We start from the raw sequence: 16,051 nt of genomic DNA, 5'->3' as shown, positions 1-16,051 counted from the left end.
ATGGCCGAAAGGTTTTCGTCGCGACCTCAGTCGACGTCGGCGACATCCACGCTGCCGCCATGGACGCGGTGCGCGAGCGCTGCTTCCATGAACTCGTCGATCTCGCCGTCGAGCACGTCCTGCGGGGCCGTGCTCTGCACGCCGGTCCGGAGGTCCTTGACCATCTGATAGGGCTGCAGGACGTAGGACCGGATCTGGTGGCCCCAGCCGATGTCGGTCTTCGACGCGGCCTCCTTGTTCGCGACCTCTTCACGGCGCTGAAGTTCGGCCTCGTAGAGGCGCGCCCTCAGCATGTCCCAGGCCGTCGCGCGGTTCTTGTGCTGCGAGCGCTCGTTCTGGCACTGCACCACGATGCCGCTCGGCATATGGGTGATACGCACGGCCGAATCGGTCGTGTTCACGTGCTGCCCGCCCGAGCCGGAGGCGCGGTAGGTGTCGATCCGGCAATCCGACTCGTTGATCTCGACGTCGATGGTGTCGTCGACGACCGGATAGACCCAGACCGACGCGAACGAGGTATGGCGCTTGGCCTGACTGTCAAAAGGCGAGATGCGGACCAGACGGTGGACGCCCGATTCTGTCTTCATCCAGCCATAGGCGTTGTGCCCCTTGAACATCACCGTCGCCGACTTGATGCCCGCCTCTTCGCCGGAATGCTGCTCCAGCAGCTCGACCTTCATGCCCGCGCGCTCGGCCCAGCGCATGTACATGCGCAGGAGCATCGACGCCCAGTCCTGGCTCTCGGTGCCGCCGGCGCCGGAGTGGACTTCGACATAGGTGTCGAACTTGTCGGCTTCGCCCGACAGCAGCATCTCGATCTGCCGCTTGTCGGTATCGGCCTTGATAGCCCGAATGGCGGCTTCGGCTTCGTCGATGATCGCGGAGTCGTTCTCCTCCTCGCCCATGGCGATGAGGTCGATGTTGTCCTGCAGGCCCTGCTCGATCTTGTTGATGCCGTCGATCGAGGACTCGATGTACTGACGCTCGCGCATCAGCTTCTGCGCCTCGGCGGCATCGTTCCAGAAGTTAGGGTTCTCGGACTGCGCGTTGAGGACTTCTAGGCGCTTAAGGGAAGCGTCCCAGTCAAAGATGCCTCCTCAGCAGGCTTATGGCCTGCTTGATGTCGGAGGTCATGGTTTCGAACTCGGCACGCATGCCGCTACCCCGCTGCTTGGGATGGAAAGGATGGCGGCGGGTATAGGACCCGGGTCGGCAGCTGTAAAGCAGCGGACCCTTCGCCTTGCCGCCGTAACGCGGTGGTTCCGACGGTCAGAAAAGACCGCCGGCCCCACCCTGGACGATAGCGTCCTGCGTTTGCTGCGAGACCGGGGCCGGTGCCGAGCCATAGGCCATCTCGTCGTCGCCGATCACCTGGTAGCTGTCGGACGGGCCGGTGCCCGGCTTGAAGGCCTCGACGATCGTCCCCTCGCCCTTGGCGGCCATGCCGGTCTTCCGGTTGATCGAGATCAGCGTCATGCCCTCCGGCACGCGGAAGTTCGCGACCGGCTTTCCGGCCAGCGCCTGCTTCATGAAATCGGTGAACACGGGAGCGGCGAGGCCACTGCCGGTCTGGCCCTTGCCGAGCGGCTGCGGGTTGTCGTAGCCGAGGTAGACGCCGGTCACGAGGTCCGGGGTGTAGCCGACGAACCAGGCATCCTTCTCGTCATTGGTCGTTCCGGTCTTGCCGGCGACCGGCACGCCGAGGGCCTTGACGCTGGTCGCGGTGCCGCGCTGGACGACGCCTTCCATCATCGAGGTGATCTGGTAGGCGGTCATCGGATCGAGCACCTGCTCGCGGTTGTCGACGAGTTCCGGCTCCGCCTGATCCTGCCAGGTCTGCGCATTGCAGGTCTCGCAGCCCCGGTTGTCATGCTTGTAGATGGTGCGGCCGTAACGGTCCTGCACCCGGTCGATCAGCGAGGGCTCGATCGAGCGGCCGCCATTGGCCATGACCGAATAGGCCGAGACCATCCGCATCACCGTGGTCTCGCCTGAGCCCAGCGCCATCGGCAAATACTGGCCCATCTTGTCGTAGACGCCGAAGCGCTCGGCATATTCGGCCACGAGCTTCATACCCATGTCCTTGGCGAGGCGCACCGTCATCAGGTTTCGGCTGTGCTCGATGCCCGAGCGCAAGGTCGAGGGACCCGCCGATTCGCCGCCGTAGTTCTTCGGCGTCCAGATGTTGCCGTTGCCGTCGGGGATCGAGATAGGGCCGTCCATGATCACCGAGGCCGGGGTGTAGAAATTGTCCAGCGCCGCCGAGTAGACGATCGGCTTGAACGACGAGCCGGGCTGGCGATAGGCCTGGGTAGCGCGGTTGAACTCGGACTGCGCGTAGGAGAAGCCGCCGACCATGGCCAGCACGCGGCCCGTGTGCGGGTCCATCGAGATCAGGCCGCCCTGGATCTTCGGGGGCTGGCGCAAGCGGTAGCCCTCGCCTTCGGCCTTCTTCTCGACGAACACCACGTCGCCGCGCTTCAGCACCTGGTCGGCCGAACGGACCGACGAGGTCTTGCCGGCGGTGTTCATCCGCAGCGCCCACTTCATGTCGGCGAGCGCCAGCGTGCCGAGATCGCGGTCCTGACCGGGCGCACCGGACAAAGCGCGGGTCGACTGCAGGCCGAGGCTGACGCTGTCCGGCTCGGCCGACAGCACGACCGCCAGGCGCCATTCCGGCACGTCGGAGAAGGCCGGCACGGCGCCGAGCGGCTTCACCCAGTCGCCGTCGATGTCAATGCTGGTGACGGGGCCACGGTAGCCGCGGGCCTCGTCATAGCGCAGCAGCGCACGTTGAAGGGCACCGCGGGCTTCGACCTGGAGCACCGGATCGAGGGTCGAGCGGACGGAAAGGCCACCTTCGTAGAGCGCCTTCACGCCGTAGCGCTGGATGACCTCGCGGCGGACTTCCTCGGTGAAATACTCGCCGGCGAAGAGATAGGTGCCGGTACGCTTGGGGTTGATGCCGAGCGGCTTGCCGCGGGCTTCCGCGCCCTCGGCGTGCGTGATGACGCCGTTCGCTTCCATCTGGTCGATCACCCAGTTCCGGCGCTCGAGCGCACGGTCGGGATGGCGGAACGGGTCGTAATTGCTGGGGGCCTTTGGCAGAGCGGCGAGATAGGCCGCTTCCTGAATTTCCAGCTCGTTCACCGACTTGTCGAAGTAGGCGAGCGAAGCTGCGGCAACGCCGTAGGAACCGAGGCCGAGATAGATCTCGTTGAGGTAAAGCTCGAGAATGCGGTCCTTCGAATAGGCTTGTTCGATGCGCAGCGACAGGATGGCTTCCTTGACCTTGCGCTCGATCGACTGCTCGTTGGTGAGGAGGAAGTTCTTCGCCACCTGCTGGGTGATGGTCGAGCCGCCCTGGCGGGGGCCGCCCTTGGCGAACATCAGTACAGCGCGCCCGAGACCCTGGATGTCGATGCCGGGATGCTCGTAGAAGTTCTTGTCCTCGGCGGCTAGATAGGCGTTCTTCAGACGGTCGGGGATGGCCTGAATCGGCAGGAACAGCCGGCGCTCCTTGGCGTATTCGGCCATCAGCGAGCCATCGGACGCCTGGAAGCGCGTGGTGACCTTCGGCTCGTAGGCGGCCAGCACCTGATAGTCCGGCAGGTCCTCGCTCATGTTCTGGACGTAGAGCGCGACACCCGCGGCCACGATCAGGAACATCACCGTGCCGATCCCGAAGAAATAGCCGAGCAGTCTGATCATCTGAGCTCCGTCCCCGCGCACGGACCGATCCGCCTTGCCGCTGGGCTCCTACGTTTCGGGCAAAGGCCCGTCGAGCCCTCGGGCCCCGTTTCACCCGCTATAGCTGGTATGGCGACCGTCGTCCTGCGGATGCTCTCGAAATACGGCAAGCGCATGACCCATAAGGGGTTCCGACGCCGACTTGACGCGGCAGTGTGGCAGCGATCCCACAGCTTGGCGTCAGTCGCGCGCCGCCTTGTCGCTGGCCTGCTTCAGCCGGAAGAAGTCCGCCACGGCGCTGCCGATGGCGTCGGCGGTATCCTTGCGCCAGGACTCGTCGACCAGGAGCTTCTCGTCGTCGATGTTGGAGAGGTAGCCGATCTCGACGAGCACCGAAGGCACGTCCGGCGCCATCAGCACCTTAAAGCCAGCCGAGCGCTTGGGATTGCGAATCAGCCGAATCTTGTGGCGGCCGAGTTCCTGCACCAGCCCGGCGGCAAAATGCTCGGAAAAGCTGTCGGTCTCGCGCCGCATGAGCTCGATCAGGATGTCGAAGACCTCCGGCTCGTTCTTCTGCCATTCCGGATTGACGAAGCGGTCGGAGGAGTTCTCGCTCTCTGCGACTTCGCTCGACAAAGCGTCCGAGGCGCGGCCCGACAGCGTGTAGACGGTGGCGCCGCGAATGTCGGCATAGCGGATCGAATCAGCGTGCATCGAGATGAAGAGGTTCGCCTTGGCGCGGCGGGCAATCGCCGAGCGCTCGCCGAGCGAGATGAAGCGGTCGTCCTCACGGGTCATGATGACCTTGAGGTGACCTTCAGACTTCAGGCGGTCGCGCAGAGCGAGGGCGAAAAGGAGGTTGATGTCCTTTTCGAGGGTGCCGTTCCGGCCGCGTGCGCCGGTGTCGATGCCGCCGTGGCCGGGATCGATCACCACCGTCACATCGTCGTCCGGAGCACTCGCTGACACGGGAACGGGATCCGGGCCGTGGCCGACGGGCTGGGTCGCCACGGCCTTTGCAAAACTCTTCGCATCGCTCTGCGTCAAGGCGAGGCTGAGGATGGTGTGACCGTCCTTCATCTCGAACCACGCCTTTGGCAATGCCGGCTGCTTCAGCGTCAGGATAATGCGGAAACGGTCGGACGCGACGAGACCTTGTCGCATCTCCGAGACCAGCGGATTCTTCTCGACCTCCACCGGTTCAAGCGCCGAGACGGTATCGAACAGGTCGATTGCAACCCGGTTGGGGTTGCGCAGCAGGATCAGCTTGGAGCGCGGTGTCCCGCGAAGATCGAGCGTCGCGGTGAAGCCTTTGGGCGATACTGACTGGCGGAGGCCGACAAGGACGCTGTCGCCCGCCTCCCCTCCCACCGACGCCGCCGATTGCGCGTGCGCCCGGCCGCTGAAGACGGCTGCGACAAGGAGGAGCATCGCCCCGCAGATCAGAAGGAGGCGCCGATGGTGGAGAAGACTTGCCTGGTGCATGGCATCCCGAGAAAGGCGATTTCGCCGCAACACCCCGTATTCTCCTTGCGCGAAACCGGAGAAGCGGTGGGTTAAACGGTCTGGAGCAAGCCGGTGCAGGGCTTTACACTTGTTTCTCCGCCTCGCGCATCATAAAAGCAGAAGTGAGGCCGGGAAGACTCACACACCTTTGAAAGCTCCCGTCCACGACACGCAAGGGCCGCGGAACGATGTTCTGGCCCGCGAGCCGGTCGAGGTCGCCCCCATGGGTCGAGATCAGAGCGTGGCGATCGTGAGACGGTGAATTCCAAGGTTTCCCAACCTCGAAGATGTTTTTCGTCCGTCGGATTTCCCCCGGACATCTGTCTTTCACCGTTCATCCGGGCCGAAATTAGGTTCGCCTGAACGCCATATCCATCGGTCGCCGCCTTGGTGGCCAGTCATTTGTTGCAGGTCGCCTCGTAGTGTCGCCAGCCTCCATCGGAATATTGACGCCATCGACTGAGCCCCTTCGGGCTTGGCTCCGGCCGTCCCGTGCAGAGCACCGCCGCTATCGAGCGCCCTCAGCGGACGCGCCTTCCCCCGCATCGTACTCGGCGCATGACGCCGGCATGCGCGCCAGGGCGGATGTCCGGGAGCACCTTCGCCATGCCAAACAAGATGCTGATCGACGCGTCTCATCCAGAAGAGACGCGGGTCGTCGTCGTCCGGGGTAGCCGGATCGAAGAATTCGATTTTGAGTCCGAACACAAGAAGCAGATCAAGGGCAACATTTACCTCGCCAAGGTGACGCGCGTCGAACCGTCCCTGCAGGCGGCTTTCGTGGAATACGGTGGCAACCGCCACGGCTTCCTCGCCTTCAGCGAAATCCACCCCGACTACTACCAGATCCCCGTCGCCGACCGTCAGGCGCTGATGGAAGACGAGATCGCCCGCGTTCGCGAGGAAGAAGAGGACGAGGAGCGCAAGCTCGCCGCCCCCCGCCGCAACCCGCGCCGTCCGGGCGGCGGCAAGTCGATCCGGTCCGCTGAAGCCTCCGACCGTGACACCGTCTCCGAATCGCTGTCGTCCGACGAGGCCAGCGAGGGCGATGACGCGCACGAGCTTTCCCATGACGAGCACGAGGCGCCCGAGCTGATCGGTGACGATCAGGACGGTTTCGAGGACACCTCGGATGAGGGCACCGAGGGTGAAACGGAAGTCTCCGCCAGCGGCCAGAAGCGCCAGCGCCGTTCGCGCTCGCGCCGCGGTTCGTCGAACGCCGAAGAGGCGCCCTCCTCCGACGATGATGAGGAAATCGTCGACGAGATTGGCGCCGAAGATGCGATGGAGGAAGTCCCCGTCCGTCAGCCGCGCGTGCCGCGCAAGCAGTACAAGATCCAGGAAGTCATCAAGCGCCGGCAGATCCTGCTCGTGCAGGTCGTCAAGGAAGAGCGCGGCAACAAGGGCGCGGCGCTCACCACCTACCTGTCGCTCGCCGGGCGCTATTCCGTGCTGATGCCGAACACCGCCCGGGGCGGCGGCATCTCGCGCAAGATCACCAACATGGCCGACCGCAAGCGGCTGAAGGAAGTGGCGCGCGAGCTGGACGTGCCGAAGGGCATGGGCATCATCCTGCGCACCGCCGGCGCCATGCGCACCAAGGCCGAGGTCAAGCGCGACTACGAGTACCTGATGCGGCTGTGGGAGACCGTGCGGAGCCTCACCCTCGCCTCCGCAGCGCCGACCCTCGTCTACGAGGAAGGCAGCCTGATCAAGCGGTCGATCCGCGATCTCTACAACAAGGACATCGACCAGGTTCTCGTCGCCGGTGAAGCCGGCTACCGCGAGGCCAAGGACTTCATGCGCATGCTGATGCCCGGCCAGTCCAAGGTCGTGCAGCCCTACCGCGACACCATGCCGATCTTTGCCCGCGGCGGCATCGAGGCACAGCTCGACCGCATGCTGCAGCCGCATGTCACGCTGAAGTCCGGTGGCTACATCATCATCAACCAGACCGAGGCGCTGGTCGCCATCGACGTCAACTCCGGCCGCTCGACGCGCGAGCATTCGGTCGAGGACACCGCCTACCAGACCAATCTCGAGGCAGCCGAGGAAGTGGCGCGCCAGCTGCGCCTGCGCGATCTCGCCGGCCTCATCGTCATCGACTTCATCGACATGGACGAGAAGCGCAACAACCGCGCCGTCGAGAAGAAGATGAAGGACTGCCTGAAGGACGACCGCGCCCGTATCCAGGTCGGCCGTATCTCGCATTTCGGCCTGATGGAAATGAGCCGCCAGCGCATCCGCGCCAGCGTTCTAGAGTCGACCACGCGGGTCTGCCCGACCTGCGACGGCGTCGGCCACATCCGCTCCAACTCGTCGCTGGCGCTGCACGTCGTGCGCGCGATCGAGGAGCATGTGCAGAAGCAGTCGACGCACGACATCATCGTCAAGGTGCCGACCGCCACGGCGCTCTACGTGCTCAACGAGAAGCGCCGCACGATCGAGGAACTGGAGGCGATGCACGGCCTCCGTATCACCATCGAGGCCGACGATTCGCACGGGCACCAGCACGTCGCGATCGAGCACGGCGCCGAAGCAGTCCGCCGCGAGCCGCAGCCGCCGATTCTCAGCCCCGTCGCCTTCCCGGAATATGACGACGAAGACGACGTCGAGCCGGAGATCGCCGACGAGGCCGAGGCGCTTGCTGTCGCGGATGAAACCGAGGTCGAGGCGTCCGACGAAAAGGGCGATGACGCCGGCGGCGACAAGGGTGACGATCAGCGGCGCCGCAAGCGCCGGCGCCGGCGCCGGCGTGGCGGCTCGGACGACCAGACGTCCGAGGACGGCCAAGAGGCCGGGGACGGCTTCGAAGTGTCGGGCTCCGACGCGGACGTCGCCGAAAGCGAGACATCGGCCGAGCCAGAGAGCGAAGGCGATGAGGCCGTCGCTGGCGAGATCGGCACCGACGAGGGTGACGACGAGGCGGCACGGGCGCGCAAGCGTCGGCGTCGCGGCCGTCGGGGGGGCCGCAAGAATCGCGATGGCGAGGAGACGGTGACGGCCGAGAGCGAGTCCCAGGACGTCGACGCCACCGAGGACGCGCCATCAGACGCGGCCGTCCCGGTCTCGGCCTTCGAAGAGCCGGCAGCCGCTGTGCACGAGGATGCCGCCCCGGCGGGTTCCTACATCGTCGAGGCGCTCGCCGCGGAAACGCACGCCGAGAGACCGGCGGAGGTCTACGCCCAGCCGGAGCCGGCGGCATTCGAGCCGGCAGCAGAAGTCGCGCACGCCGCTGCCGATGCCGCGCCGGTCGCGACCGAGACGTCGGCCCCGGCGCCGACGGCCGTCGTCGTTGAAGAGAGCCGGCCTGCCGAGGCACCTGTTGGGGCAAGCCAGCCGTCCGAGCCTGCGGCAGACGAGACCGGCGAGGCGAAGCCGAAGCGCACCGGCTGGTGGTCGCGCGGCTTCTTCTAGAAGCCACCACGATCCAGAATGCGAAAAGGGCGGGGATTTCCCCGCCCTTTTTCTTTGAACTGCGTCTTGTCGGCGTATGGGATCAGGCGGACGGCATGTGCTGGCGCAGTCGGTCCAGCGCCGTGACCAGCGAAGGCGTGTCGCAGGCATAGGACAGCCGGACGAAACGCTCCCCGCGGCGCGGATCGAAGTCGATGCCCGGTGTGATCGCCACATGGCAGCGCTCGAGGATCTCGCGGGCAAAGGCGGTCGACGATGAATAGCCCTCTGGGATCGCCGCATAGGCGTAGAAGGCGCCGTCGATCGGCGCGATGTCGCGGAAGCCGAGGGCCGGCAGTGCCGTCATCAGGAGATCGCGGTTCTGCTCGTAGGTGTGGCGCACGGCGACGAGCTCGGCGGTCGCGTCCATCGCCGCCATCGCCGCCACCTGCGAGAGCTCCGGCGCGGAGATGTAGAGGCTCTGCCCGATCCGCTCACTCGGACGAACCAGCGGCTCCGGCAGCACCAGCCAGCCGATCCGCCAGCCGGTCATGCAGTAGAATTTCGAGAAGGAATTGACGACGATCGGGCTCGTCGAAAACTCCAGCGCCGTCGCCTCGCCCGCACCGTAGACCAGTCCATGGTAGATCTCGTCCGAAATGAAGCGCAGCCGCGCCTGGTCGGCGAACTCGACGAGGCGCCGCAGCTCGTCTCTCGGGGTTACCGTGCCGGTGGGGTTGGCCGGGCTGGCGATGAGGACGCCATGCAGCGGCGCGCGAGCGTGCTCGGCCGCCAGGCGATCGGCGGTCAGGATATAGCCGTCGTCGGCGTCGACCTCGATCTCCACCGGCACTAGGCCGAGCGCCTTCAGGATATTGCGGTAGGCGGGATATCCGGGGGCGGCGACGGCGACGCGCTCGCCCGGGTCGAAGGCGGCGAGGAAGGCGAGGTTGAAACCGGCCGACGAGCCGGTGGTGATCATGATCCGCTCGATGGGAACGTCGACGCCGTGCGCCTCGGTGTAGTAGCGCGCGATCCGGCGGCGAAGATCCTGACGGCCGAGCGCGTCGGTATAGGCGATGCGGCCGTGGTCGAGCATCGCCCGGGCGGCGGCGAGCGCTGCCTGAGGCGCGGGTGCCGCCGGTTGCCCGACGGCGAGCGAGATGACGCTCTGGCCGCGGGCGATCATCCGGTTTGCCTCGGCGAGGATGTCCATGGCATGGAACGGCTCCACCGCCGAACGCGCGGAGCCGCGGAGGCGGCGATCTTCCTGCATTGTGATGTCCCTCGGACTTGTCCCTTGGCCGGTCACCCGGCGATGATGCGGCCTAGACGGTTTGGCGCGCCGCGTCGACGGCAGCGCCGACACGCCAAGCGGGCGATGTTAGGGCGGCGCGACCGGATTTTTCGAACCGGCTCTGCGCGAGCCTCATATTCGCCGAAATGGATGTGTCCAGAGGCCTGATGCCGCTGGGGAACATAGGGTTAGCTGGACCGCCGATGACCGATCGCCTCCCCCGCCGCCTGATGTCGCTGCTTCTGGCGGCCGCCGTCGCCGTCCTGCCGCTGCCGGCAGTGGCCGCCCGCTCGCCCGGCCCCAACGTGCCGGTGATCCGGGACGCCGAGATCGAGGGCCTGATCGAGGACTACACAAGACCCTTACTGAAGGCTGCCGGCCTGTCGCGGGCGGGGATCGAGGTCGTCCTGGTCAACAACATGCAGTTCAACGCTTTCGTGTCGGGGCGGCGAATCTTCGTCAACACGGGCACGATCCTCGGTTCCGACCGCCCGAACGAGTTGATCGGCGTGATCGCGCATGAGATCGGTCATCTCGCAGGCGGTCACCAGCAGCGCTTGCGCCAGCAGATGGAACAGGCGCAGCGTATCGCGATGATCGCAAGTCTTGTCGGCATGGGCGTTGCCGCGGCCGGTGCGGTCGCCGGCGATTCCAACGTCGCCCGAGCCGGTACCGGCATTCTCTCCGGCGGCGGCGCGGCGGCGGTCAACGGTTTGCGGGCCTATCAGCGGTCGGAGGAAATCACCGCGGACGGTTCTGCACTGGTCTATCTCGAGAAGACCGGCCAGTCGGGCCGCGGGCTGATGGAAAGCTTCGAGGGCCTCGAGCGCAGCAACCTTCTGTCCGGCGTCTCGCCGAACCGCTACATCACCTCGCACCCCGCCCCCCGCGACCGCATCTCGCGGCTGGAGGCCCAGGCGAAGCAGAGCCCGTTCTACGAGAAGACCGACAGCCCGGAGCTGCAGATGCGGCACGACCTCGCCCGGGCCAAGATTGCCGCCTATGCCGATGGGGCCAATTCGGTGCGCCGGCTCTTCCGCAAGGATCCGCGCGGCCTGCCCGCAACCTACGGCGACGCCATCGCCGCCCATCTCGACGACGCGCCGGCGGTGGCTCTGCAGAAGATCGATCAACTGATCGCCAAGCAGCCGAACAGCCCGTGGTTTCACGAGATGCGCGGCGAAATCCTGCTAGAGGCCGGGCGCGGCAAGGAAGCCGCTGCCGCCTTCTCCAAGGCGGTGAAGCTCGACGGTACCAATTCGGGCATGCTGCAGGCGTCCGTCGGCAAGGCCATGGTGACGACCGGCGATCCCGCCGAGATGAAGAAGGCGATCGGCCTTATCAAACGCGGGCTCGAGGCCGATCCGTCGAATTCCGATGCCTATCGTTTTCTTGCCATGGCCTATGGCCGCACCGGCGAAGAACCGCTGGCCGAGCTTGCCACGGCGGAGGGCTACTGGCATGCCGGTTCGACATTGCAGGCGCGGATCTTCGCCGCGCGTGCCCAGATGAAGCTGAAGCCGAAATCCCCCGCCTGGCTGCAGGCGCAGGACATCATCGACAGCAAGTGAGTCTTGCCCGCCTCGCGCGGGACATCCGGAAGGAAGACACGTGATCCGCACATACCTCTTCGGCGCCGCGCTTCTGGCCGTGACGGCGGCTGCCACGCCGCCGGCGCTGGCCTTCAACGACGCCGAGAAGACCGATATCGAGGGGATTGTCCGCGATTACCTCATCCGCAATCCCGAGGTGTTGCTGGAGGCGATGGACGCACTGCAGGCCAAGCGCGCCGCGGAGGACCAGGCGGCCCAGAAGGGCGCCATCGCCGGGGCCGGATCCAGCCTCTACGCCTCGCCGGAAGGAACCGTCCTTGGCAATCCGAGCGGCGACGTCACCGTCGTCGAGTTCTTCGATTACAATTGCGGCTACTGCAAGCATGCGCTCGGCGACATGGAGACGCTGGTCGAGAACGATCCGAAGCTGCGCTTCGTGCTGAAGGAAATCCCGGTGCTCGGCGAGCAGTCTGTCGCGGCGAGCCATGTCAGCACCGCCTTCCGTCACCTAGCCCCCGCCAAGTACGGAGACTTCCACAAGAAGCTCCTGGCCTCCAAGGGCATTGCCGATGCCGACCGCGCGATCGCCGTCGCGGCCGACTTCGGCGTCGCGGAGCCGGCGCTGCGCGAGGCGATGAAGTCTCCGGAGGTGACCGCGGTGCTGGCCGACAACGAGCGGCTTGCCGGTCTTCTGAAGATCAGCGGCACGCCTTCCTATGTCATCGGGAACGAGGTCGTGCCGGGTGCCATCGGTGCGGACGGGCTGGCCGCCAAGATCGCCAGCGTCCGGGAGTGCGGCAAGACAAGCTGCTGAACAGCCATTGCTCCTGCACGGTTTCGGCTTTTCGAAGTCTCTCGCGCAGTCTATACCCTGCCGACTCCAGAGGTGACGTATGGCTCGCTGTGCTCTACCTCGTCTGAAGAATGCCGCAAGACCTTCTCGACCGGAATGGTCGGCACGACACCCAACCATGGCCCCGGCCAGATCATTCCCCGTGCGGCCGATGGGCCACCTGCAGCCGCTGATGAAACTGCGGCATGAAGTTCGGAAAGAAAACCATGTCGAATGAAGACAACATCGTCGACCGCGGCCTCGTGCGCGAACTCGCCGACATCCTGAAGGACACCGATCTCACCGAGATCGAGGTCGAACAGGGCACGCTGCGCATCCGCGTCTCGCGTCAGAAGGAATTCTCCGGCAACTACATGCCGCAGATGCAGATGCAGCCCTATGCCGGGCAGATGCCAATGCAGGAGGTTGGCGTTCCGTCGGCTCCTGTCAGCATGGCGTCGAGCGGACCCGAGGCCGGCAGCGTTCCCTCGCCGATGGTCGGCACCATCTATCTCGCCTCCGGCCCGGACGCCAAGCCCTTCATCGAGGTCGGGCAGACGGTGGTCGAGGGCGAGACGCTTCTCATCATCGAAGCAATGAAGACGATGAACCAGATCCCCGCCCCGCGCGCCGGCAAGATCAAGAAGATCCTCGTCGACAACGCCCAGCCGGTGGAATACGGCGAAGCTCTCGTCGTCATCGGCTGAGACGGAGAGACTTTTCATGTTCAAGAAAATCCTGATCGCCAATCGCGGCGAGATCGCCTTGCGGGTGCTGCGCGCCTGTAAGGAACTCGGCATCCCGACCGTCGCCGTTCATTCCACCGCCGACAATGCCGCCATGCACGTGCGCCTTGCCGACGAAAGCGTCTGCATCGGCCCGCCGCCCTCGCGCGACAGCTACTTGAACATTCCCCAGATCCTGGCGGCCTGCGAGATCACCGGTGCCGACGCCGTTCATCCCGGCTATGGCTTCCTGTCCGAGAACTCGCGTTTCGCCGACATTCTCGACGCCCACAAGATCACCTTCATCGGACCGACCGCCGATCACATCCGGATCATGGGCGACAAGATCGAGGCCAAGCGTACCGCCAAGCGGCTCGGCATTCCGGTCGTCCCGGGCTCGCCCGGCGCCGTCACCGATGATGGCGAGGCGGCCCGTATCGCCAAGGAAATCGGCTTCCCGGTTATCGTCAAGGCCTCTGCCGGCGGCGGCGGCCGCGGCATGAAGGTCGCCCGCACTGCAGAGGATCTCTCGCTGGCGCTCGCCACCGCGCGGACCGAAGCGGGTTCAGCTTTCGGCGACGATGCCGTCTACATCGAAAAATATCTTGAGAAGCCGCGCCATATCGAAGTGCAGGTGTTCGGCGACGGCGCGGGCAATGCCATCCATCTCGGCGAGCGCGACTGCTCGCTGCAGCGGCGCCACCAGAAAGTCTGGGAGGAGGCCCGTTCCCCCGCTCTCACCGACGAGCAGCGCAACCGCATCGGCATGATCTGCGCCGAGGCGATGGCCAAGCTCTCCTATCGCGGCGCCGGCACGATCGAGTTCCTGTACGAGAACGGCGAGTTCTACTTCATCGAGATGAACACGCGCCTGCAGGTCGAGCACCCCGTGACCGAGGCGATCACCGGCCTCGATCTCGTGCACGAGCAGATCCGCGTCGCCGCCGGCCTCGGTCTGTCGCTGAAGCAGTCGGAGATCGTTTTCTCCGGGCACGCGATCGAGTGCCGGATCAATGCCGAAGATCCGAAGACCTTCGCGCCTTCGCCTGGCACGATCACCCATTACCACACGCCCGGCGGCCTCGGCGTGCGCGTCGACAGCGGCATCTACCAGGGCTATTCGATCCCGCCCTTCTACGACAGCCTGATCGGCAAGCTGATCGTCTCCGGCCGCACCCGGCAGGAGTGCATGATGCGGCTGCGCCGGGCGCTCGACGAGATCGTCGTCGATGGCGTCAAGACGACGCTGCCGCTGTTCCGCGACCTCGTCGACAATGCCGACATCGCCGCCGGCGACTACGACATCCATTGGCTGGAGAAGTATCTGGCCGGCGACAAGCCGGCCTGACGGCGGACATGGCCAGACGGGGCAACCAACGCTTCGAGATCACCCCGGCGATCCTTTTGAAGGCCTATGCCTGCGGGATCTTCCCGATGGCCGAGACGGCGGACGACCCGGCGATGTTCTGGGTCGATCCGACCGAGCGCGGCATCTTGCCGCTCGATGGCTTCCACATCCCGCGAAGCCTCCGGAAGACGATCCGCCAGGGTCTTTTCGAAATGCGCGTCAACACGGCTTTCGCGGCCGTGCTCGACGGCTGCGCCGAACCCGCGCCGGACCGCAAGCAGACCTGGATCAATGCCGAGATCCGCGAACTCTATCTGTCGCTGTTCCGAGAGGGCCATGCCCATTCGGTCGAGGCCTGGTACGAGGGCCATCTCGTCGGCGGTCTCTACGGGGTCAGCCTCGGGGCAGCGTTCTTCGGGGAAAGCATGTTCTCGCGCAAGACCGATGCCTCGAAGGTATCGCTCGCCTATCTCGTCGACCGGCTTCGGCGCGGCGGCTACCGCCTGCTCGACACTCAGTTCATCACGGGGCATCTTGCCCAATTTGGCGCCGTCGAGATCTCGCGGGACGACTACCACCTGCTGCTCGAACAGGCGATCCAGCGGACTGCGACGTTTCAGCCGGCGGGCGCCGGCACCGTCGAGTCGGTCTTGCAGCCTTTCAGCCAGACGTCATAGACCGGGTGCTCGACGGCGTTCAGGCCGGGCGAGTCAGAGAACATCCAGCCGGTGAAGATGCGGCGAATTTCGCGGTCGAGGGTGATCTCGTCGACTTCGACGAAGGAGTCCGTCTTCTGCGTCTCGCTGATCGGGCTGGTGTAGCAGACCCGCGGGGTCACCTGCAGCGCGCCGAATTGTACGGTCTCGTCGATATAGACGTCGAAGCTGGTAATGCGGCCGGTGATCTTGTCGATGCCGGAAAACTCGGCGACCTTGTTCTTGATGCGGTCGACCTTCGGCGCTGGCGCCGGGACACCCTCGACGGGCGCATCGGGCTGCGGCGCCGTGAGCGGTTCGCCCGCGGGCGGCAGGTCCTCGGCGGGGGCATCGAGCGGCGGCAAATCGTACTGCTGCACATCCTCCTGCGCCATGGCGGTGCCGGCGGTCAGCATGGCCGCCAGCATGGGAACGAGGAGTCGCTTCATCGAATGTTTTCCTGCGGCGTTCGCCGATGCCCGAAGGCCCCTGCCCGGATTGGCCGTGCGGACGGCTCTAAGCCGAGGATGAGACTTTGCTGTGGCGGATCGGCTCAGGGCTGCCAGGCATCGTAGTCGCCGGTGACCCGCGGGCGCTCGGCGGTGTTCAGCAGCGAGCCCTTCGGCCGATAAGCAGCAGCGGTGCCGGTATGGTTCGGCTGGTGCGGCTTCTGCCAGGCGTGCGGCGTGTAGCTCTCCTGCGAGGGCGCCACGTCGACGCGATGGTGCATCCAGCCGTGCCAGCCCGGCCCGATCGCTGTCGCCTCCGCCGGACCGTTGTAGATCACCCAGCGGCGAACGCCGTCGGCAGACTGGTAGTAGACGTTGCCGGCCTCGTCCTCGCCCACCTTTTTGCCGAAGCGCCAGGTGTGAAAGCGCGTGCCGATCGTCTGGCTCTGCCACCAGGTAAAGATTTGAAGCAGCGTGCTCTTCATGGGATCGCGTCCATTGCCGACATTGCGGCCGTTATGCTGCCGCGGAGGGGAAAAGTCTATATGGCTGGCCTCGGT

Annotated in this window: 12 protein-coding genes; 6 read left to right on the top strand and 6 right to left on the bottom strand. The window is 65.6% G+C overall.

All coding sequences use genetic code 11. The features are described 5' to 3' along the window. Positions 1-26: 26 nt before the first annotated feature. From prfB to ACZLZQ_RS15480, 3 genes are all read right to left on the bottom strand, one after another. Positions 27-1,155, bottom strand: a protein-coding gene (gene prfB, locus ACZLZQ_RS15490) for a peptide chain release factor 2 (RefSeq protein ID WP_472950142.1) whose coding sequence is annotated in 2 segments (ribosomal slippage) — positions 27-1,085 and positions 1,087-1,155 — 1,128 coding nt in all. Because the reading frame shifts where the segments join, the coding sequence is not laid out codon by codon here. 114 nt (positions 1,156-1,269) lie between these two features. Next, positions 1,270-3,711, bottom strand: coding sequence for a penicillin-binding protein 1A (locus tag ACZLZQ_RS15485; RefSeq protein WP_472950141.1), 2,442 nt, complete (start codon positions 3,709-3,711; stop codon positions 1,270-1,272). 219 nt (positions 3,712-3,930) lie between these two features. Continuing rightward, complete coding sequence (locus ACZLZQ_RS15480; protein WP_472950140.1) at positions 3,931-5,175, bottom strand: N-acetylmuramoyl-L-alanine amidase; 1,245 nt, start codon at positions 5,173-5,175, stop codon at positions 3,931-3,933. A 627-nt stretch (positions 5,176-5,802) separates the two neighbouring features. On the opposite strand from ACZLZQ_RS15480, the gene ACZLZQ_RS15475 reads away from it, so the two are divergent. Next, positions 5,803-8,613: an Rne/Rng family ribonuclease gene (locus ACZLZQ_RS15475; protein ID WP_472950139.1), complete on the top strand. Its 2,811-nt coding sequence runs from the start codon at positions 5,803-5,805 to the stop codon at positions 8,611-8,613. A gap of 82 nt (positions 8,614-8,695) precedes the next feature. Here ACZLZQ_RS15475 and ACZLZQ_RS15470 read toward each other — a convergent pair whose 3' ends face one another. Beyond that, positions 8,696-9,868, bottom strand: a complete 1,173-nt coding sequence (locus tag ACZLZQ_RS15470) for a pyridoxal phosphate-dependent aminotransferase (RefSeq protein WP_472950138.1) — start codon at positions 9,866-9,868, stop codon at positions 8,696-8,698. Positions 9,869-10,092: 224 nt separating this feature from the next. Between ACZLZQ_RS15470 and ACZLZQ_RS15465 the strand changes: the two genes are divergently transcribed. The 5 genes from ACZLZQ_RS15465 to aat all read left to right on the top strand — a co-directional run bounded on the left by ACZLZQ_RS15465 (position 10,093) and on the right by aat (position 15,024). Continuing rightward, on the top strand, positions 10,093-11,460 hold the full coding sequence (locus ACZLZQ_RS15465) for a M48 family metalloprotease (protein WP_472950137.1): 1,368 nt from the start codon (positions 10,093-10,095) through the stop codon (positions 11,458-11,460). Positions 11,461-11,500: 40 nt separating this feature from the next. Further along, positions 11,501-12,256: a DsbA family protein gene (locus ACZLZQ_RS15460; protein WP_472950136.1), complete on the top strand. Its 756-nt coding sequence runs from the start codon at positions 11,501-11,503 to the stop codon at positions 12,254-12,256. 245 nt (positions 12,257-12,501) lie between these two features. Further along, on the top strand, positions 12,502-12,981 hold the full coding sequence (gene accB, locus ACZLZQ_RS15455) for an acetyl-CoA carboxylase biotin carboxyl carrier protein (protein WP_472933487.1): 480 nt from the start codon (positions 12,502-12,504) through the stop codon (positions 12,979-12,981). Positions 12,982-12,997: 16 nt separating this feature from the next. After that, positions 12,998-14,347, top strand: a complete 1,350-nt coding sequence (accC, locus tag ACZLZQ_RS15450; protein ID WP_472933488.1) for an acetyl-CoA carboxylase biotin carboxylase subunit — start codon at positions 12,998-13,000, stop codon at positions 14,345-14,347. Between the two features lie 8 nt (positions 14,348-14,355). Further along, entirely contained in the window at positions 14,356-15,024 is a 669-nt protein-coding gene (gene aat, locus ACZLZQ_RS15445; RefSeq protein ID WP_472950135.1) for a leucyl/phenylalanyl-tRNA--protein transferase, read from the top strand. Here the strand turns inward: aat and ACZLZQ_RS15440 are convergent. Together ACZLZQ_RS15440 and ACZLZQ_RS15435 are read right to left on the bottom strand one after the other, a co-directional pair. Continuing rightward, a complete protein-coding gene (locus tag ACZLZQ_RS15440) occupies positions 14,964-15,491 on the bottom strand; it encodes a DUF2155 domain-containing protein (protein ID WP_472950134.1) in 528 nt (175 codons plus the stop codon). The genes aat and ACZLZQ_RS15440 overlap by 61 nt on opposite strands. A gap of 104 nt (positions 15,492-15,595) precedes the next feature. Further along, positions 15,596-15,976 carry an NADH:ubiquinone oxidoreductase subunit NDUFA12 gene (locus ACZLZQ_RS15435; protein ID WP_472950133.1) on the bottom strand — a complete coding sequence of 127 codons (381 nt, stop codon included), beginning with the start codon at positions 15,974-15,976 and terminating at the stop codon, positions 15,596-15,598. Positions 15,977-16,051: the final 75 nt, after the last annotated feature.

The sequence above is a fragment of the Mesocryomonas lacus genome (assembly GCF_055730105.2).
The sequence above is the reverse complement of the archived record's forward strand: the minus strand, read 5'-3'. Positions and strand labels throughout refer to the sequence as shown.

Coding starts and splice junctions, on each gene's coding strand:
- ACZLZQ_RS15485 (WP_472950141.1), bottom strand. CDS start 3,711: ATGATCAGACTGCTCGGCTATTTCTTCGGGATCGGCACGGTGATGTTC.
- ACZLZQ_RS15480 (WP_472950140.1), bottom strand. CDS start 5,175: ATGCACCAGGCAAGTCTTCTCCACCATCGGCGCCTCCTTCTGATCTGC.
- ACZLZQ_RS15475 (WP_472950139.1), top strand. CDS start 5,803: ATGCCAAACAAGATGCTGATCGACGCGTCTCATCCAGAAGAGACGCGG.
- ACZLZQ_RS15470 (WP_472950138.1), bottom strand. CDS start 9,868: ATGCAGGAAGATCGCCGCCTCCGCGGCTCCGCGCGTTCGGCGGTGGAG.
- ACZLZQ_RS15465 (WP_472950137.1), top strand. CDS start 10,093: ATGACCGATCGCCTCCCCCGCCGCCTGATGTCGCTGCTTCTGGCGGCC.
- accB (WP_472933487.1), top strand. CDS start 12,502: ATGTCGAATGAAGACAACATCGTCGACCGCGGCCTCGTGCGCGAACTC.
- accC (WP_472933488.1), top strand. CDS start 12,998: ATGTTCAAGAAAATCCTGATCGCCAATCGCGGCGAGATCGCCTTGCGG.
- aat (WP_472950135.1), top strand. CDS start 14,356: ATGGCCAGACGGGGCAACCAACGCTTCGAGATCACCCCGGCGATCCTT.
- ACZLZQ_RS15440 (WP_472950134.1), bottom strand. CDS start 15,491: ATGAAGCGACTCCTCGTTCCCATGCTGGCGGCCATGCTGACCGCCGGC.
- ACZLZQ_RS15435 (WP_472950133.1), bottom strand. CDS start 15,976: ATGAAGAGCACGCTGCTTCAAATCTTTACCTGGTGGCAGAGCCAGACG.